The 16768-nt window shown below is 62.4% G+C and carries 17 protein-coding genes; 10 read left to right on the top strand and 7 right to left on the bottom strand.

What is annotated here, in order from left to right; translation table 11 throughout:
* The first annotated feature begins 3 nt into the window (after positions 1-3).
* Positions 4-387 (top strand): hypothetical protein, encoded by a 384-nt coding sequence (locus tag AC2FNS_RS07740; protein ID WP_496712413.1) that lies wholly within the window; start codon positions 4-6, stop codon positions 385-387.
* A gap of 9 nt (positions 388-396) precedes the next feature.
* On the opposite strand, the gene AC2FNS_RS07735 is transcribed toward AC2FNS_RS07740, so the two are convergent.
* The 3 genes from AC2FNS_RS07735 to AC2FNS_RS07725 are packed head-to-tail and all read right to left on the bottom strand — an operon-like array spanning position 397 to position 3754.
* On the bottom strand, positions 397-1938 hold the full coding sequence (locus AC2FNS_RS07735) for a Ppx/GppA family phosphatase (RefSeq protein WP_496803810.1): 1542 nt from the start codon (positions 1936-1938) through the stop codon (positions 397-399).
* A gap of 52 nt (positions 1939-1990) precedes the next feature.
* A complete protein-coding gene (locus AC2FNS_RS07730; protein WP_496712412.1) occupies positions 1991-2680 on the bottom strand; it encodes an HdaA/DnaA family protein in 690 nt (229 codons plus the stop codon).
* Complete coding sequence (locus tag AC2FNS_RS07725; RefSeq protein WP_496712411.1) at positions 2681-3754, bottom strand: AI-2E family transporter; 1074 nt, start codon at positions 3752-3754, stop codon at positions 2681-2683.
* Between the two features lie 237 nt (positions 3755-3991).
* On the opposite strand from AC2FNS_RS07725, the gene proS reads away from it, so the two are divergent.
* Together proS and AC2FNS_RS07715 are read left to right on the top strand one after the other, a co-directional pair.
* On the top strand, positions 3992-5332 hold the full coding sequence (gene proS, locus AC2FNS_RS07720; RefSeq protein WP_496727573.1) for a proline--tRNA ligase: 1341 nt from the start codon (positions 3992-3994) through the stop codon (positions 5330-5332).
* On the top strand, positions 5316-6209 hold the full coding sequence (locus AC2FNS_RS07715) for a glycosyltransferase family 2 protein (protein WP_496711519.1): 894 nt from the start codon (positions 5316-5318) through the stop codon (positions 6207-6209). The genes proS and AC2FNS_RS07715 overlap by 17 nt, the downstream gene beginning before the upstream one ends.
* Here the strand turns inward: AC2FNS_RS07715 and AC2FNS_RS07710 are convergent.
* On the bottom strand, positions 6206-6565 hold the full coding sequence (locus AC2FNS_RS07710) for a hypothetical protein (RefSeq protein WP_496711518.1): 360 nt from the start codon (positions 6563-6565) through the stop codon (positions 6206-6208). The genes AC2FNS_RS07715 and AC2FNS_RS07710 overlap by 4 nt on opposite strands.
* Before the next feature lie 313 nt (positions 6566-6878).
* Between AC2FNS_RS07710 and AC2FNS_RS07705 the strand changes: the two genes are divergently transcribed.
* The 3 genes from AC2FNS_RS07705 (at position 6879) to AC2FNS_RS07695 (ending at position 9930) form a co-directional block, all read left to right on the top strand.
* Positions 6879-7883, top strand: a complete 1005-nt coding sequence (locus AC2FNS_RS07705) for a DUF6492 family protein (protein WP_496711522.1) — start codon at positions 6879-6881, stop codon at positions 7881-7883.
* Between the two features lie 81 nt (positions 7884-7964).
* Positions 7965-9251, top strand: coding sequence for a lipoprotein-releasing ABC transporter permease subunit (locus tag AC2FNS_RS07700; protein ID WP_496678769.1), 1287 nt, complete (start codon positions 7965-7967; stop codon positions 9249-9251).
* Entirely contained in the window at positions 9244-9930 is a 687-nt protein-coding gene (locus AC2FNS_RS07695; RefSeq protein WP_496711517.1) for an ABC transporter ATP-binding protein, read from the top strand. Before AC2FNS_RS07700 ends, AC2FNS_RS07695 begins: the two co-directional genes overlap by 8 nt.
* On the opposite strand, the gene AC2FNS_RS07690 is transcribed toward AC2FNS_RS07695, so the two are convergent.
* A complete protein-coding gene (locus AC2FNS_RS07690) occupies positions 9914-10351 on the bottom strand; it encodes a DMT family transporter (protein WP_496797408.1) in 438 nt (145 codons plus the stop codon). The genes AC2FNS_RS07695 and AC2FNS_RS07690 overlap by 17 nt on opposite strands.
* Positions 10352-10448: 97 nt before the next feature.
* On the opposite strand from AC2FNS_RS07690, the gene AC2FNS_RS07685 reads away from it, so the two are divergent.
* The gene (locus AC2FNS_RS07685) at positions 10449-10844 is read left to right on the top strand and encodes a c-type cytochrome (RefSeq protein WP_496678774.1); all 396 of its coding nucleotides are present in this window, start codon (positions 10449-10451) and stop codon (positions 10842-10844) included.
* A 3-nt stretch (positions 10845-10847) separates the two neighbouring features.
* Here AC2FNS_RS07685 and AC2FNS_RS07680 read toward each other — a convergent pair whose 3' ends face one another.
* Both AC2FNS_RS07680 and AC2FNS_RS07675 read right to left on the bottom strand, forming a co-directional pair.
* Complete coding sequence (locus tag AC2FNS_RS07680) at positions 10848-11534, bottom strand: hypothetical protein (protein WP_496711515.1); 687 nt, start codon at positions 11532-11534, stop codon at positions 10848-10850.
* A 41-nt stretch (positions 11535-11575) separates the two neighbouring features.
* Complete coding sequence (locus AC2FNS_RS07675; protein ID WP_496685941.1) at positions 11576-12238, bottom strand: DNA-3-methyladenine glycosylase I; 663 nt, start codon at positions 12236-12238, stop codon at positions 11576-11578.
* Between the two features lie 398 nt (positions 12239-12636).
* Between AC2FNS_RS07675 and AC2FNS_RS07670 the strand changes: the two genes are divergently transcribed.
* Genes AC2FNS_RS07670 through AC2FNS_RS07660 form a run of 3 tightly spaced genes read left to right on the top strand, consistent with a single transcriptional unit; the run spans position 12637 to position 16712 of the window.
* Positions 12637-13587 (top strand): ABC transporter substrate-binding protein, encoded by a 951-nt coding sequence (locus tag AC2FNS_RS07670; protein WP_496685942.1) that lies wholly within the window; start codon positions 12637-12639, stop codon positions 13585-13587.
* Between the two features lie 9 nt (positions 13588-13596).
* Positions 13597-14649: a quaternary amine ABC transporter ATP-binding protein gene (locus AC2FNS_RS07665; RefSeq protein ID WP_496795690.1), complete on the top strand. Its 1053-nt coding sequence runs from the start codon at positions 13597-13599 to the stop codon at positions 14647-14649.
* Positions 14646-16712, top strand: coding sequence for an ABC transporter permease (locus tag AC2FNS_RS07660; protein ID WP_496797407.1), 2067 nt, complete (start codon positions 14646-14648; stop codon positions 16710-16712). The genes AC2FNS_RS07665 and AC2FNS_RS07660 overlap by 4 nt, the downstream gene beginning before the upstream one ends.
* The last annotated feature ends 56 nt before the right edge of the window (positions 16713-16768 follow it).

Below are 16768 nucleotides of genomic sequence, written 5' to 3'. Positions count from 1 at the left end.
CGCATGAAGCATCTTGTTCTGACCGTTTCGCTCGCTTTGGCTGCCCTGCCTGCCGCCGCGCAGGAGCCTCAAGGCAAATCCCTGATGGAGCAGGGGGCCGAATTGTTCTTTGAGGGGTTGCGCCGGGAACTGGAACCGGCGCTGGAGGATCTGCGCGATCTGGCCGAACAGTTCGGCCCGGCGATGCAGTCCTTCCTGCAGGAGATGGGCCCGGCGCTGGCCGAACTGGCGGCGCAGGTTCAGGATTGGAGCGCCTATGAGGCGCCCGAAATGCTGCCCAATGGCGACATCATCATCCGCAAGAAGCCCGAGCCGCCTTTGCCGGAAAGCCCCGCACCCGAGGCTGAAGAAGACCGACCCGAGGGCGAAGACGTCACGGATATCTGACCGCCCGGGTCATTTCTGGATGATGACGCGCGGTTCGGATTCCAACGCATCGGCCAGCGAGTTGAACCGTGCCTCGGCGACCTCGTTGAACAGCGGGCTGAGCGAACCGGGCAGATACAGTTCAAGCTCGCGTTTCTTTGGGTAGAACCGTAGCTTGCCGATGGCGGCGTCATTCTGCATCCACAGCATTGCCCCGAACCGCATGGCCTTGCCCAGAATCTCGGCCTGTTGCTGGTCTTTCTCGTCGAGCAGCTCATAGAGCGGCGCGAACCGGTTGCCGTGGCGTTTGTTGCGGTATCTGTGTTGCAGCGCCAGACCGATGAAGACCCGTTCGGAATGTTTCAGCCCGCCAAGATTGGCACGGGTCACGTTGTCAAAGCAGACCTCGGCCCGGTAATCAGGGTGGGCGCGCCAGCTGACGTCATGCAGTAGACAGGCGGCCTTGATCAATCGGATTCGGGATTGTGGCGCCGACCGGAACAGCGGCATCACGAAATCGAACAGGTGGCGGCCGAAACCCGGCAGTCGGGCGTCCTTCTGCTCGGAAAACCGGCAGGCCTCGATCAGCGGGTCCCGGTCGCGCAGGATCTGGGGCATCTGTTCATACAGAAGCCCTTCGCGTATGCCATAGCTCGAGATGGCGATGTCCTTGGGTTTGAAGGTGCGGATTAGGCGCGACAGCACATCCATCGCATAGGGAACCAGCGCCATGCGCGAGGCCGACACCCCGGCCCGCGACCGCAGCTTTTCGGCGTCGTTTTTTTCGATGAACTTGATCGTCTCGCGAACCTGCTTGGTGGTCATGCGGTATTCATGCAGCACGTTCAGCGGATAGCCACGGCGCAGCATGTCCAGCCGAGCGAAGGCCCGCCAACTGCCCCCCACAAGGAACAGCCGGTCGCGCTGCGGCCCCAGCTTGTCACGCAGGGCCTCCATGGTTTCCTTGATATGTGCCTTGCGCGCCCGTCGCCCGCCCTTGATATCGCGCAGCTTCAGCGGCCCCAAGGGCGAGGTCACGCAGCGCCCGACAGAGTTGCCGCCGATCTCGGCCAGTTCCATAGAGGCGCCACCGATGTCGCAGATCAGCCCGTAGGCGCCGGGCCAGCCCAGCAGCACGCCCTGAGCGGACAGCCGGGCCTCCTCCTCGCCGTCGATGACCGACACGTGCAGGCCAGTCTCGGCCCAGACCTGGTCGCAGAAATCGGGGCCGTCCTCGGCCTCGCGCACGGCGGCGGTGGCCACCACATGAAGGCCGGGTAGGTCCAGATCGCGCGAAAGGTGTTCGAACCGGCGCAGGGCGGCCAACGCACGTTCACGCCCGCGCGGGTTCAATCGCCCGGTTTCCGACAGCCCGGCGCCCAGTTCGCACATCACCTTTTCGTTGTAAAAGTAGGCCGGCGAGCGCGCCGCGCCGTCAAAGATCACCATCCGCACCGAGTTCGACCCGACATCGACCACTCCGACCCGCGACAGGTCGCGAATCCCCGGGTCGTCGAACAATGGTCTTCCGAATGATCCCCAATCCGGAATCCTGGCTGCAATCTGTTCCATGTTCTTCCCCGGGGTCCCTTCCTGCGCAGGATGCGAAATCAGACCCAAACGGTCAATCGCCGGTGATGGTTTCGTCGACGTCCTTGTTCAGCACGCGGACGGCCAGTGCCCGGGTGATTTCGCGCTTTTCCATCAACGCGACGTGATCCAGTTGGGCCACGACCTCGGCGGCGGTCTCGAACCGGCGGTCCATGTGCTTGACCAGATAGGCGATCACCTCGGGGCCGGGGTTCAGTTGCCGGTCCACGAACAGCTTGGCCAGAACCGCGCCCAGCAGCGCATCGTCGGGCGGGTCCAGGGCCACGTGATGCGCGCCCTCGACCCGGCTTTGCAGATCGGCCAGGGGCAGTTCCCAGAACCTCGGCGCCAACCGTCCGGTCATCAGCAGCGCATGCCCTTCCGCCAGAACAAGGTTGTGCAGGTGAAACAAGGTTTTCTGCCGTTCGATGTCGCCCGCGATCATCGGCACGTCCTCGACCGCGACCGGCGACCGCGCCAGGGCGGGCACCAAATCATGGCGCAGGTCTGCCGCCGACACGATCCGCCCCCCGGTTTCGGCCGCCCAGACATGGGCCAAATGGGTTTTGCCGGACCCGGCTGGGCCGGACAGGACCAGCTTGTTGCCTGGCCATGAATTGGCCGAGATCATAGCCACCGCCAGCGCATTGGCCGGTGATACAAAAAAATCCTCGCGTCCCAGCGCGGTCTTGGCTGGAAGATCGAAACTCAGTTGTCTGGCCATTTACTCGCTTTCCCGGTCCAGCTCGTCATGCCCCCGGTAGAGGCGGCCTGCCAGATATTGCGAAGTGGCGAAACGTGCAAGCACGCCCAGCGACGCCGCGACCGGAACCGCGATCAACATGCCCACGAATCCGAACAGCGATCCGAAGACCGACAGGGCCAGAAGCAGCCACACCGGGTGCAACCCGACCGAGCTGCCCACCAGCTTGGGGGTCAGTAAATTGCCCTCGACCACTTGGCCGATGGCGAAGATCCCGGCCACCAGGCCGATCGATGCCCAGTCGCCCCAGAACTGGAACAGCGCCAGGCCGATGGCCAGCGTTCCGCCGATCAGGGCGCCCAGATAGGGAATGAAGGTGACCAGCCCCGCGATGAAACCCACGATCAGGCCGAACTGCAGGCCTACGATCATCAGCGCTACCGCATAGTAGGTGCCCAGAATCAGGCAAACCGACCCCATTCCGCGCACGAAAGACGCCAGCACCGCGTCGATTTCCGAGGCCAGACGGCGGATGGTCGGCGCATGGTCACGGGGCAGAAGCTGGTTGATGCGGGCAATCATGTGATCCCAGTCCAGCAGCAAATACACCGCCACCACGGGCACGATCACCAACAACAGTACCACGTTCACGGCCGATCCCACCGAGGCGACGACCGTTTCGAGGATGTCGCCGGACTTTGCCTTGAGGGTTTCGCTCAGCGACATCAGGAATTGATGCGTGTTTGACTCACTGTCCAGAAGCGCGGGAAACCGCTGTTCGACAAAGGTGCGTAGTTGTTGGAACAGGGTGGGCAGGGTTTCGACCAGATCGGCCAGTTGCGTGATCAGCGCCGGAACCACCATCAGGATTATCAGAAGAAAGGTCAGCACGCCGATAATCGTGATCGTTGCGGTCGCCGCCGCACGCGACAGACCCAGGCGCTCTAGCCGATCGGCCAGGGGGTCGAGGAAATAGGCGATCGCGCCGCCGATGACGAAAGGCAGCAGGACATCTCCCAGCAGCCAAAGCACCAACACGAAAACGGCCGCGGCCACGCCCCAATATTTCAGCTGGTCCCGAACCGGCAACGCCATCATGGTCTCCTGTCTGCAGGCTTGTGGTTGTTCTTGGACGATGCAACCTTGTGATGCAAGCGCTTCATGAGACGGGATTTTGGCGTGGCGGACAAGCGGTGCACCGGTTTCGACGTGGTTTGATCAAAGGCACAGCCGCCTGGCCACGAACCGGCGATTGGGTCATTGTCCGATTGCCCCCGGCGGGGCTTTCGCATAATCACGTGTCCGTGGAATTCTCACCTGCAAGGTAAAAACATGCGCCTCAGCCGTTATTTTCTGCCCGTTCTCAAAGAGAACCCCGCCGAAGCCCAGATCGTCAGCCACCGGCTGATGCTGCGCGCCGGGATGATCAAGCAGGCCGCCGCCGGGATCTATTCGTGGCTACCGCTTGGCTTCAAGGTGCTGCGCAAGCTGGAAAACATCGTGCACGAGGAGCAGATCCGCGCCGGGCACATCCCGATCCAGATGCCGATCCTGCAATCGGCCGACCTGTGGCGCGAATCCGGGCGTTATGATGACTACGGCCAGGAAATGCTGCGCATGAAGGACCGGCACGGCCGCGACATGCTCTATACGCCCACGGCCGAGGAACTGGTCACCGACATCTTCCGCGGCCATGTCAGTAGCTACAAGGACCTGCCGCTGACGCTCTACCAGATCCAATGGAAGTTCCGCGACGAGATCCGCCCGCGTTTCGGCGTGATGCGCGGCCGCGAGTTCTACATGAAGGACGGCTACAATTTCGACCTGACGAAAGAGGACGCGCTTCACGCCTACAACCGCCACCTGGTCAGCTATCTGCGCACCTACGAACGCATGGGCCTGCAGGCGATCCCGATGCGTGCAGACAGCGGCCCGATTGGCGGTGACGACACGCATGAATTCCTGGTGCTGGCCGATACCGGCGAATCCGAGGTGTTCTATGACAGCGCGGTCACCGACATCCGTCTTGGCGCGCGCGACATCGACTATGACGACAAGGCTCAGTGTCAGGCGATCATGGAGGAGTTCACCTCGCTCTATGCCCGCACCGACGAGACCCATGACGAGGCCCTGTTCCAGCAGGTGCCCGAGGAACGCCGCCGCAGCGCGCGTGGCATCGAAGTGGGGCAGATCTTCTATTTCGGCACCAAGTACTCCGAGCCTATGGGCGCCACCGTGCAAGGTCCCGACGGCAAGCAGGTTCCGGTGCATATGGGCAGCCACGGCATCGGCGTCAGCCGCCTGATCGGTGCGATCATCGAGGCCAGCCACGACGACAAGGGCATCATCTGGCCCGAGGGCGTGACTCCGTTCCACTGCGGCATCGTCAACCTGAAGCAGGGCGATGACGAGGCCGACGCGGCCTGCGACAAGATCTACAAGGCGCTGACCGCGCTGGGGCTCGAGCCGCTCTATGACGACCGCAACGAGCGGGCAGGGGGCAAGTTCGCCACGATGGACCTGATCGGCCTGCCCTGGCGTATCACCGTCGGCCCGCGCGGGCTGAAGAACGGAGTGGTCGAGCTGACCAACCGCCGCACCGGCGAAAGCGAAGAGCTGAGCCCCGAGGCCGCCGTAACCCGCATTGCCGAGATCTATGAGCGCACCGCCTGATACCGGTGACTCGCCGCTGATCTCGGTGATCACGGCAACTTGGAACCTGCTGTCCCAAGGGCGTCAGGGCACGTTTCGTCGCGTCATCGAATGCATGGCGCGGCAGAATTGCGACCGTTCCGAGCACATCATTCAGGACGGAGCATCGTCGGACGGGACGGTCGAATTTATTCAGGACTTGATCGTCAACGCTCCGCGCACGCGCCTGATCAGTGAACCGGACCATGGCCTGTACGACGCAATGAATCGCGGCGTCGAAGCGGCACGCGGCGAATATGTCCTGTTCCTCAATTCCGACGACTCGTTGGCCGCGGATGATGTTCTGAACCGGGCGGCCGAGCGATTGACCGCGACCCGTCCTGACTATCTATTCGGATCAACCCTTCATCGGTCCGCGGACGGCGGCGAAAAGATGGAAAAACGGATGTCGGTCAAGGCCATCCTTCAGCGTATGCCGTTTTGCCATAACTCTGTTTTTCTGCGGCGAGATGTTTTTCAGGAATTGGGGGGACACGACACTCAGTTCCGCATCGCTGGTGATTATGACCTGATGCTGCGGTTGGTTGCCGGGGGCTATCGCGGCGAAAGGATGGATGAACCGATTTCATTGTTCTGGGACCGCGGCGAGACCAGCGACCAGCAAGCGACGGGACGGGATTATGCCCGCGTCTGGCAACGGTTCTTTGCCGATTATCGCGCGGCACAAGGCTTGGATCTGGATGATTTTGCAGAGTTCTATCGCCGCGGGCATATGCCGGCAAACCTGCTTATCGAGGTGCTGAGGCGCCAGGAAACGCCGCTGCCGATCCGGCGGGCCGCAAAACACAGCCTTGCCAAATCTCTGCGCCGGTCCGTCCAGTTCTGGCGGCGATACTAGGACCCGCCCGTCGCCGGACGCGCGCGAAGCAGTTCACCATCCGCCCTGTCACCTCGGGCGACTACGACGGGGCGACCCATACGACGGACCAGATCCTTCAATTCGATGTCCAGAAACCGCAACCCGCAAAGCCGTTTTCCGGTCGCTCGGTCCATCAGGCACATGCGCCCGCTTTGGAATGCCAGGCGATAGCCTTTTTCGCGCAGCGTGTCGGCAAGACCGGCCCAACTGGCCGCGCCGGCAAATAGCGGTCGGATGACGGCCCGCAACAACGCTGCGGTTTCGCAATCCATGTCCTGAGATATGATCGTCGTGGCTGGCGCACCAACCTGTTCAATTTCCTCTTCAATATTCATGAGCGACCCCCCGCTCTTCAAAATGTATTCCCCCACAATCAGGGTGCCAAAATTTCTCAAAAGAAGCAAAATGCGAAACAAAGTTGCTGTGAAAATGTTGCATTTCAAGTTCAGTATAATGCCTGAGCCTCACATTGACTTCATACCTGAAACAATTAAGGCCTGTCTGAGATGGGCTTCACAACCAGCGGTATAATCGTCTTTCACATATCATCTGTTACTGGAATTTGCGCCCGACGGCTGATTCTGCGCCAACGCGGAAAAGCAGATTTGGCGGCAGGTCGAGAAGCTGATACAGCGGCGCCGAGTGATTATGAAAGGCAACCCGACCGTGCTGAGTTTTGCCACGATAGTGTATTCCAAGGATTACCCGCTGCTCGAGTTGCAGGCGCGTTCCTTTGCGCGATTTGCTGATCCGGCCAAGGTTGCTTCCATCCATGTGGTTCTGAACGACGTGGACGAAACCGCATTGCGGGCGCGTATCGAGCCCATATTAACGGCCTATGGCCCTTTGCAATCCAAGGTTCGGGTCGTCGGGGGCGATGACATTCTGCTTGGGGCTGGTCAATGCGTCAGGCGTTCACTGGGCGACCGGCTTCTGATTGAAGGACGGCACCGTATCCCTTTCGTGCGAAAGGGGGGCTGGCGCGGCAACAACGGATATCGCACGCAACAGGTGCTCAAGCTGGGCGCCGCACGGATCGCCGAGGCGGAGCAGATGGTTATCCTGGACACCAAAAACCTGTTTCTGCGGTCTTTCAATGAGGCAGAATTCTTTGCGGATGGCGGAGCCGCCCGGATCCCGTTCATATCGGTCAACAGCGACTTTCACCGCAACTGGCTGCGGCAGAGCCTGGACGCTTTGCAGGTCACCGTCCCGGACATTGAGGCGTTGAAGACCACGACGTTTTCGACGCCGTTCCCAGTGCGCAGGTCGTTGGTGTTGGAGGTGTTGGACGAGATCAACGAACGCTACGGTTCGGTGCAGTCGCTCTTCGGGTCGCGCCGAAGACCCTCGGAATTCATGCTGCTGAATGCGTTTTGCCTCCGGTCGGATCTGACTTTGCGCCCGTGGTTCGAGGACGCACCCAGCACCGCGCTGGGGCTGTGGCCGACCTATTCGCAACAGAAGCTGGAAGGCCTGATTGCCAGGATCGACGAACCGGAACTGTTGAGCCTCGGCCTGCACAACCGGGCGGTTTCCATGCTGACACCTGAAACCCGAGATCGCTTGTTCGAGGCCTTGGCGCGACGAGGGATTAGTGATCGTGAGACGACCCAGTCTGTGCTGGATGCAACTTCGTCGCTAACCGGTTGAACGGGCGCGCGCATCCAGAACCGGCTTGACCATCCAGCCAAATCCCGAAAATGTCCCCACCACAGATTTGCCGGAGCAGGAATGGCCAGAACACCCCCTCCCTTTGCCGCCTTCGAATGGAAGATCGCCTGGCGCTATCTGCGCGCCCGGCGTGCCGAGGGCGGTGTAAGTGTGATGACATGGATCTCGTTGATCGGGATCACTCTGGCCGTTTTCGCGCTGATCGCAACGCTGGCGGTCCGGTCCGGGTTCCGGTCCGAATTCGTGGGCACCATTCTTGGGGCCAACGCTCACGTTACAGTTTACTCGGCCGGAGAACTGGACGCGCACGGGCAGGTGGATCGCACCATCGTTGAATACGACGCCATGGCCGAGCGCATCGCGCAGGTGCCGGGCGTTCAACGCGCCGCGCCGTTGGTCAAGGGGCAGGTCCTGATCACAAACCGAGATCGCAGCAGCGGCGCCGAGGTGTTCGGCATCCGCCCCGATGACTTGCTCAACCTGCCCGGCATCGCCCAAAGCGACCAAGCCTATGGCGATCTGTCCCGGTTCGAGGAGGGAATCGCCATCGGCTCGGGCGTGGCCCGCGCCATCGGCGCCACGGTTGGTGATAGGGTCAAGCTGACCACGCCCAACGGGGTCAAAACCGCCTTTGGCACCTCGCCCCGTGTGAATGCCTATGAAGTCGTCTACGTGTTTTCGGCCGGGCGCTATGACATCGACCGCACCCGCGTCTACATGCCGTTTTCCGAGGCGCAGAGCTTTTTCAATCGCGAGGGCGTCGCCGACGAGATCGAGGTTATGGTCGACGGTCCCGAGGACCTGAACCCGATCCTGATCCCGATCCTCGAGGCGGCGGGCGAGCGGGTGCAGATCTGGACGTGGCTGGATGCGTCGGGTGGTTTTCTGCGCGCGCTCGAGGTCGAGGACAACGTGATGTTCATCATCCTGTCGATACTCGTGCTGATCGCGGCGATGAACATCGTGTCAGGCCTGATCATGCTGGTCAAAAACAAGGGCCGCGACATCGGCATCCTGCGCACCATCGGCCTCAGCGAGGGCTCGGTGCTGCGCGTGTTCTTCATCTGCGGTGCGTTCACCGGGATCATCGGCACCGCGATGGGCGTCATTCTGGGCTGCCTGTTCGCGCTCTATATCGACCCGATCTTCTCTTTCGTGAACTACGTGATGGGCGGTGGAGTTTGGGATCCAGCGATCCGCGGCATCTATGCCTTGCCGGCCGAGCTGCACCTGTCGGACGTGCTCAAGGCGGTTGGGATGTCGCTAGGCCTGTCCTTCTTCGTCACCTACTTCCCGGCCCGCCGCGCGGCGCGGCTGAACCCGGTCGAGGCGCTGCGCTATGAATGATGTGACCCTGCGTCTGACCGGCCTGACCAAGACCTATCTGAAAGGCACGCCCGCCGAGGTGCAGGTGCTGCGCTGCGCCGATCTGGAACTGCGCGCCGGCGAGGCGGTGGCACTTGTGGCACCCTCGGGGGCGGGCAAGTCGACCCTGCTGCACATCGCCGGTCTGCTGGATACGCCGGATTCCGGGACGGTCGAAATCGGCGGGCAGGACGCGACCGGCAAAGGCGACCGCACCCGCACCGCGATGCGGCGGCGGGATGTGGGTTTTGTGTACCAGTTCCACCACCTGCTGCCGGAATTCACCGCGCTGGAAAACGTTGTGCTTCCGCAATTGGCGAATGGCGTATCCGAAAGGGCGGCCAAGGCCCGCGCGATGGATTTGCTGGGCCTTGTCGGTGTCGCCGAACGTGCCGACCACCGCCCGGCGGCCCTGTCGGGTGGCGAGCAGCAGCGGGTGGCCTTCTGCCGGGCCCTGGCCAATGAACCGCGTGTCCTGTTGGCGGACGAGCCAACAGGGAATCTGGACCCGGATACCTCGGATCAGGTCTTTGCCGCGCTGATGGATCTGGTGCGCGAGTCCGGCCTGTCGGCGTTGATCGCCACGCACAATGTTGACCTGGCGGCGCGCATGGACCGGATGCTGCGGCTGGACGGGGGTGTGCTCAGGCCAGCTGAGTGATCGCGACACCCACGGCCATCACCGCGATCCCGCCGGCGCGCAATAGGGTCAACGGGGTGATCTGCGCACCGAAAAGGCCGAAATGGTCGATGGCCGCGGTGCTGATCAACTGCCCCAGCAGCACGAAGAACACCGCGTTGCCCACACCGAAATGCGGCGCGACATGGGTGATCGACAGGACGTAGAAGGCAATAAGAACCCCGGCCAGCAACAGGTGCTTCGGCGTGTGCGCGACTTTGGCCACAGCCTGCGTGCCCGGCCCCAGCAGCATCACCATCGCCGAGGCGGCAAAGGCCACGGCAAACAGGATCACCGCCGCGACGGTCGGCGACCCGATCAACTTGCCAAAGGCCGCATTCAGCGCCGCAAGGATTGGCACGCCGATCCCGGCGGCCAGCATGATGGTTGCGTATTGTGTCATTGCCCCGGTCCTTGTCGCCTGTTTCGTTGATCTGGATCATTGCGGCTTGCACCGGTCCGGGCAAGTCTGCATTTGCCGGACTGGATGGAGGAACGCGATGAAACTGCTGACATTTGCAACGCTGGCTCTGTTGGCCGCCCCGAGCGTCTGGGCGCAGGACGTCGGGACGGGCGAAGAGCTGTACCTGCATCACTGCGCCACCTGTCACGGGCTGGATGCAACCGGCCATGGCCCGATGGCCGGCGTGCTGGTCATCCAGCCCACCAATCTGACGGCGTTGAGCGGCTCGGACGGCGTTTTTCCCACCGAACGGGTGGTTAAACGCATCGACGGGCGCGATCCGCTGGTCAGCCATGGCAGTCCGATGCCGGTCTATGGCCCCTATTTCGAAGGGCAGGACACCGCGATCAAGGCGCCGACCGGCCAACCGATCCTGACCAGCAAGCCCATTGCCGACCTTGTGGCCTATTTGGAGACTTTGCAGGGCGGATGATTCTCAGCGGCAGATGCCCTGAACCTTTGCGCCGCTCCAGGGAAGGATCACGTCGCTCTCGCGCCGGTCGCCGGGCAGGGCGGCAAGGTCGAGATACTTGTCCAACATCTCGTGCAGGCGTCGGGTGCGCGGCGCGTTAGGGTCCAGCGCGCGGCAGCAGACATATTCCTCGACGATGGCCCCCTGCTGTTCAAACCCAAAGTCCAGAAAGTCCGCCGAGTTGTCCAGGTCGAACAGGTATGGATCCTTGCGCCCGCCATGCTCGGCCGCGGCGCGCAAGGGGTTATAGCCTGTCACCGCGCGGTTCTGCCACTGCCAGACATGGGTCAGCTCATGCGCCAGCAGCATCGCGGCCACCAGGTTGATCCGATCGGGATAGCTGGCCATGTAGTCTTCGAGATACCAGTCCCGCGTAAAATACACTTGGTTGAACAGGGCCACGGCCGCGGGTTTTCCGGTAACGGTCTCGGTCTTTATGGGGGGCAGAATGCGTTCGCGGCAGGCCAGCCGAGGGCGGGCCTTGCGCTCATAAGTGATCGCAGCCACCGGGGCACCCTGGACCAGCCGCACTCGATCCAGGTCCAGCGTGTCGCCCTGCACCTGTGCGGCAAAGGCCTTTTCCCGCTCGCTCAGCGGACGACCGCAGGACAGAAGCGTCAGCGCGACAAGGATCAGAGCCAGCCGGATCATGATGTAAGCCTAGCCCGGCAGGGCAGGGCCGCAAGCGGTTTTCAAAGGCTCATGGCCAGAACCCGGCTGATTTCCGTCAGCGACCGGCCCGATTGATCCATCCATGTGTTGAACGCCGTTTGCACGGCGGTCATCGCCCTTTTCGAGGTGGTGGGCTTGTCAATCACCCCTTCGGCGATCAGGCGGGCCGTGACGTCGCGCGACAGGATGAAACTGTCGCGCCCGGCGAACCGCATCGCGTACTGGGCCGAGGCACCGCCCAGCCGAGATCCGCGCCGGGCCAGCATCTCGAGCAATCCGACATAGTCGGTCGAGGGCCAGCCGCCCAGCACCTTGCCTGCGCCGCCCTCGGCGCGTAGTTCCAGCAGAAAGGCGGCGTTGTCGCGCACCGTGGCGATCTTGGCTCCATTGCGCACGATGCGGGTATCCTGCAGCAACGCGTCGAATTTTTCGTCATCCATGAAGGCGCAGCGCCCTACGTCGAACCCATTGAAGGCGGCTTCGAATCCGTCCCACTTGGCCTCGATGACCTTCCAGTTGAACCCGGCCTGAAAGATGCATTTGGTCAAGATCGACAACCAGCGATCATCGGGCATCCGGGCCAGTTCGTCCGTTGATTTGGGGCGGGTCAGCTTCTGCTCGAGCGCGTCGATCCCGCCGTGCCGATCAGCCGCCAGACCATAGATTTCGTCGAAATGGTGCATGTGTCGACCCTCCGGCCAGAATGTTGCCCGTTTGTTCCTATTTGTGCAACCCTGGCCTGAATAGGGAGGATATTCAAACGGGCTGAGTCCGGGAAAACCCGGTATTTTTTCATGCGCTGCGAAAGAAATGCTCGACAAATGACGGGAATCGGGTTTGTGATTGACTGGTCAATCAATAACTTGCCGTACCGAAACCGGACGCGCGCGGCAGGATCTTGATGTTCCAACCGGCACGGAGGGGAGGCGGGACCGGCAAATGTTTCAAGTCAGTCCAAGTGTTCACTTTTCTTTTCCGGCCAAATTTGTGCATGTTGCGACATGGTAATGTCACCAAGCATGTCAGCCGGCGGGCCAATCCTGCCGGGGTGGGCAAAACAAGGAAGACAGGGAGCAAATCCATGAAAAAACTCAGTGTTAGTCTGCTGGCGGTGGTTGCCGCAGGCGCAGTTCACGCGGCCGAGATGGGCGCGGTGGACGAGCCGATCAAACTGGCCATCAACGAATGGACCGGCCAGCACGTGACCACGCATGTCGCGGGCGAGATGCTCGAGGCCGCCGGCTACAAGGTCGAATATGTGACCGCAGGCATGATGAACCAATTCCAGGCGCTGGCCGATGGTGACATCGACGCAACGCTCGAAATCTGGTCGTCGAACGTGTCGGACGAGTATGCCAAGAAGATCGCCGAGGGCACCGTGGTCGAGATCGGTGATCTGGGCCTGGATGCCAAGGAAGGCATCGCGTATCCGGCGCATGTGGCTGATCTCTGCCCGGGCCTGCCGGCTTGGGAGGCGCTGAATGACTGTGCGCAGGTCTTCGCCACCGCAGAAACGCTGCCGATGGGCCGTCTGGTCGACTATCCGGCCGACTGGGGCACCCCTGGCGCCGATCGTATGGCGGGACTGGATGTGCCGTTCAAAGCCGTGCCCGCCGGATCCGAAGGGGCGTTGATCGCCGAGCTTCGTGCCTCGACCGAGCGCAAGTCGCCGTTGTTGATCACCTTCTGGCAGCCGCATTGGGCGATGTCGGCCTATGACGTGAAATTCGTCGATCTGCCGCCGGGTGAAGAGGCCTGTTTCACCGATCCGGCCTGGGGCCCGAACCCCAATGCCGTGAATGACTGCGACTTTGCGCCCTCGCGCATCTTCAAGGCCGCCTGGAACGGCATGGCCGACAAATGGCCGGCGGCCTATGAGATCCTGTCGAACTATCAACTGAGCGTCGAGGATCAGCAGCCGATGATGGGCGCGATCGATGTAGATGGTGGCAAGGTCGAAGAGGTCGTGGCCGACTGGATGGCCCAGAATGAAGACAAATGGCGTCCGGTCGTGGACGCGGCAACCAAGTGAGCCGCCTAAGTGACTGACGCGAATACGCCAGCCATTGCCTGCCGGAATCTCTGGCAGGTCTTTGGCCAAGGTGCAGAGAAAGCCCTGACCGACGCGCTGGCTCGGTCAGGGGACGACGCTGAAAAGGCCGCCGCCGAGCTGCGCGAACACGGGTTCATTCCCGCCGTGCAGAACGCCAATTTCGACGTTCGCGATGGCGAACTGTTCGTCATCATGGGGCTGTCGGGGTCGGGCAAGTCGACCCTCATCCGCTGCATCTCGCAGCTGTTGCCAGGGACGGGCGGTGAAATCCGCATTGACGGCGACAACGTCCGCGGTGCGCCCAAGAAGAAACTGACCGAGCTGCGCCGCAGGAAGATGGGCATGGTGTTCCAGCATTTCGGCCTGTTTCCGCACATGACGGTGGCCGAAAACGTGGCCTATCCGCTGCGCGTGCAGGGCGTGGGGCGCAAGGAACGTTTGGCCCGCGCGCAGGAGGTCATCTCGCTGGTCGGTCTCGAAGGCCGCGAAGAGAGTTTCCCGCGGCAATTGTCGGGCGGGCAGAGGCAGCGCGTGGGCATCGCCCGCTCGTTGGCGGTGAACCCCGATATCTGGTTCCTGGACGAGCCGTTCTCGGCGCTGGACCCGTTGATCCGGCGGCAGCTGCAAGACGAATTCCTGCGCATTCAGGCGACGCTGAAAAAATCCATCGTCTTCATCACCCACGACATTGCCGAGGCGCTGAAGCTGGCCGACCGCATCGCGATCATGCGCGACGGCAAGATCGTGCAGATCGGCACGCCCTCGGACATCGTTCTGCGCCCGGTCGACGATTATGTGCGCGAGTTTTCCAAGGACGTTGCCAAGGGCCAGCACGCCAAGGTCGCCTCGGTCATGCATCCAGGCGATGCCGAGCGCGGTCCGGATGACCCTGGCCTGACCGTCAACATGACGCTGGACGCGGCGTTGGCCCGCTGCATGGCCTTGTACGAGCCGGTGCCGGTGCATGACGAAACCGGCGCGATCGTCGGCACGGTAAATCCTTTGGACCTTGCCGCCGCTTTGCAGGTGGATGACGCATGACCGTTGCAGCTGATGTTCCCACGCCCGCGCGGGCGCACCTGACGGCAGGGGCGCAGGCGGCGCTGATCACGCTGATCATCGGAGCGCTGTGCCTTGCGCTTGAGCCGCACGCGCCCTGGCTGGTCAAATGGCCCACGTCGTGGGAGGTGCCGGCCACGCAATGGGTGGGTGCCTTCCTCGACTGGTTTCTGAACGCAATCAAACCGGCGGCCCGGCTGTTTTCCGACCTGATGGCCTATCCGATGAACTGGGCCAATTTCGTGCTGGGCCACACGCCCTGGCCGATCCTGATCGGGCTGGTGACGGCACTCGGCTGGTATCTGGGTGGGTTGCCCATGGCGGCGCTGGGCTTTCTGGGCCTAAGCTTCGTGCTGGCCTCGGGCTATTGGGCCGAGAGCATGAACACCTTGGCGCTGGTGGCTGTTTCGGTCCCGGTCGCGCTGATCGTTGGCAGTGCAATTGGCATTCTAGCCAACGAAGTGCCTCGGGTGAAATCAGTGGTTCAGGCGGTGTTGGACATCATGCAGACTGTACCGACCTTTGCCTATCTGACGCCGTTGCTGCTGCTGTTCGGGTTTGGCCCGGTGGTGGGGCTGATCGCCTCGGCCATCTATGCAGCGCCGCCGATGGCGCGCAACGTGATGCTGGGGCTGGAGCGCGTGGAGCCCGAGATCAAGGAAGCCGCCATCATGTCGGGCGGCACCCGGTTCCAGCAGCTGTTCCAGGTGGAAATCCCGGCGGCGGCGACGCAGATCATGGTGGGTGTGAACCAGTGCCTGATGGCGGCCCTGTCGATGGTGATCATCGCAGCGGTCATCGGCGGGTTCAATGACATCGGTTGGGAGGTCCTGCTGACCATGCGCAAGGCGCAGTTCGGTGAATCTCTGCTGGCCGGCATGGTGATCGTTGTCTTTGCCGTGGTGATTGACCGCATGAGCGGCACCCTAGCCACTGAACGCAATCGTCACGACAACCGCGTTGTCTGGGCGGTTATTGGCTTTGCGGTCCTGTTTACGCTGCTGTTCTGGGCGCGGCTGCCCAACCCGTCCGAGCTGACGCTGCTGGATCCGGTCGCGAAGGCGGTGGACACCGGCCTGACAGCCTTTACCCAGAATAACGGGCCGTGGCTGGATTCGCTCAAGAACAACTCGATGTTCTATGTGCTGCTGCCGTTGCGGATCGGTCTGAGTCAGGCGGTTCTGCCCTTTACCTGGGGGTTCCAGTGGACCCCGGGCATGAGCTATGGCCTGTTCGCCGCCGGTGCGGTGATCGCCTTGCTGATGGCGTGGCGTGGGCACCTGACCGGCGGTCTGGTCACGCTGATCCTGATCGGCATGCTCGAGACGGGCATCGCGAATCTGCCATGGCCCTTCGTCCTGACTGGCGCGGCGGCGTTGGGCTGGGTGGCGGGCGGTTGGCGTCTGGCGGCGCTGTCTGTGGCGCTGCTGAGCACGATCCTGATCTCGGGCCTGTGGGAGAGGGCGCTGCTGTCGCTCTATCTCAGCGGTGCGGCGGTGTTCTTCTGCGCCGTTGTCGGCGGGCTGATCGGCCTCGCCAGCGCGGTCTGGTCGCCAGTCTGGAGGATCGTGCGCCCGATCTGCGACATGCTGCAGACGATTCCCCTGTTCGTGTTCCTGATCCCGGTGCTGATGGTGTTCCAGATCGGCGAGTTCTCGGCCTTTCTGGCGATCTGCGCCTATGCGATCGTGCCGATGATCCGCTACACCCGTCACGGGCTGGTCAACACCCCGGACGAGATGATGGAGGCCGCGATCGCCAGTGGAGCGACCGAGTGGCAGATCATGCGCGACGTGCGTGCGCCCTATGCTGCGCCCACGATCCTTCTGGGGCTGAACCAGACCATTCTCTATGCCTTTGCTATGCTGGTGATCGCGGCGTTGATCGGCACGACCGGTCTGGGCCAGTCGATCTATCTGGCGTTGGGGCAGGCGGATGTGGGGCTGGGCATTTCGGCCGGGGCAGCGATGGCCATTCTGGCGCTGATCGCCGACCGCATGGTTCAGGGATTTGCCGAGGAACGCCGCAAGGCGCTGGGCCTGTAACCCCGGATCGGGGGCGGCGCAGCTGCCCCCGACCACACTTGATTTCGGACAAGGCG

The sequence above is a fragment of the Ruegeria sp. BHSA191 genome (assembly GCF_059613325.1).
Note: the sequence above shows the minus strand (reverse complement) of the source record. Positions and strands in the feature narration are given on the sequence as shown.

Coding starts and splice junctions, on each gene's coding strand:
- AC2FNS_RS07740 (WP_496712413.1), top strand. CDS start 4: ATGAAGCATCTTGTTCTGACCGTTTCGCTCGCTTTGGCTGCCCTGCCT.
- AC2FNS_RS07735 (WP_496803810.1), bottom strand. CDS start 1,938: ATGGAACAGATTGCAGCCAGGATTCCGGATTGGGGATCATTCGGAAGA.
- AC2FNS_RS07730 (WP_496712412.1), bottom strand. CDS start 2,680: ATGGCCAGACAACTGAGTTTCGATCTTCCAGCCAAGACCGCGCTGGGA.
- AC2FNS_RS07725 (WP_496712411.1), bottom strand. CDS start 3,754: ATGGCGTTGCCGGTTCGGGACCAGCTGAAATATTGGGGCGTGGCCGCG.
- proS (WP_496727573.1), top strand. CDS start 3,992: ATGCGCCTCAGCCGTTATTTTCTGCCCGTTCTCAAAGAGAACCCCGCC.
- AC2FNS_RS07715 (WP_496711519.1), top strand. CDS start 5,316: ATGAGCGCACCGCCTGATACCGGTGACTCGCCGCTGATCTCGGTGATC.
- AC2FNS_RS07710 (WP_496711518.1), bottom strand. CDS start 6,565: ATGAATATTGAAGAGGAAATTGAACAGGTTGGTGCGCCAGCCACGACG.
- AC2FNS_RS07705 (WP_496711522.1), top strand. CDS start 6,879: ATGAAAGGCAACCCGACCGTGCTGAGTTTTGCCACGATAGTGTATTCC.
- AC2FNS_RS07700 (WP_496678769.1), top strand. CDS start 7,965: ATGGCCAGAACACCCCCTCCCTTTGCCGCCTTCGAATGGAAGATCGCC.
- AC2FNS_RS07695 (WP_496711517.1), top strand. CDS start 9,244: ATGAATGATGTGACCCTGCGTCTGACCGGCCTGACCAAGACCTATCTG.
- AC2FNS_RS07690 (WP_496797408.1), bottom strand. CDS start 10,351: ATGACACAATACGCAACCATCATGCTGGCCGCCGGGATCGGCGTGCCA.
- AC2FNS_RS07685 (WP_496678774.1), top strand. CDS start 10,449: ATGAAACTGCTGACATTTGCAACGCTGGCTCTGTTGGCCGCCCCGAGC.
- AC2FNS_RS07680 (WP_496711515.1), bottom strand. CDS start 11,534: ATGATCCGGCTGGCTCTGATCCTTGTCGCGCTGACGCTTCTGTCCTGC.
- AC2FNS_RS07675 (WP_496685941.1), bottom strand. CDS start 12,238: ATGCACCATTTCGACGAAATCTATGGTCTGGCGGCTGATCGGCACGGC.
- AC2FNS_RS07670 (WP_496685942.1), top strand. CDS start 12,637: ATGAAAAAACTCAGTGTTAGTCTGCTGGCGGTGGTTGCCGCAGGCGCA.
- AC2FNS_RS07660 (WP_496797407.1), top strand. CDS start 14,646: ATGACCGTTGCAGCTGATGTTCCCACGCCCGCGCGGGCGCACCTGACG.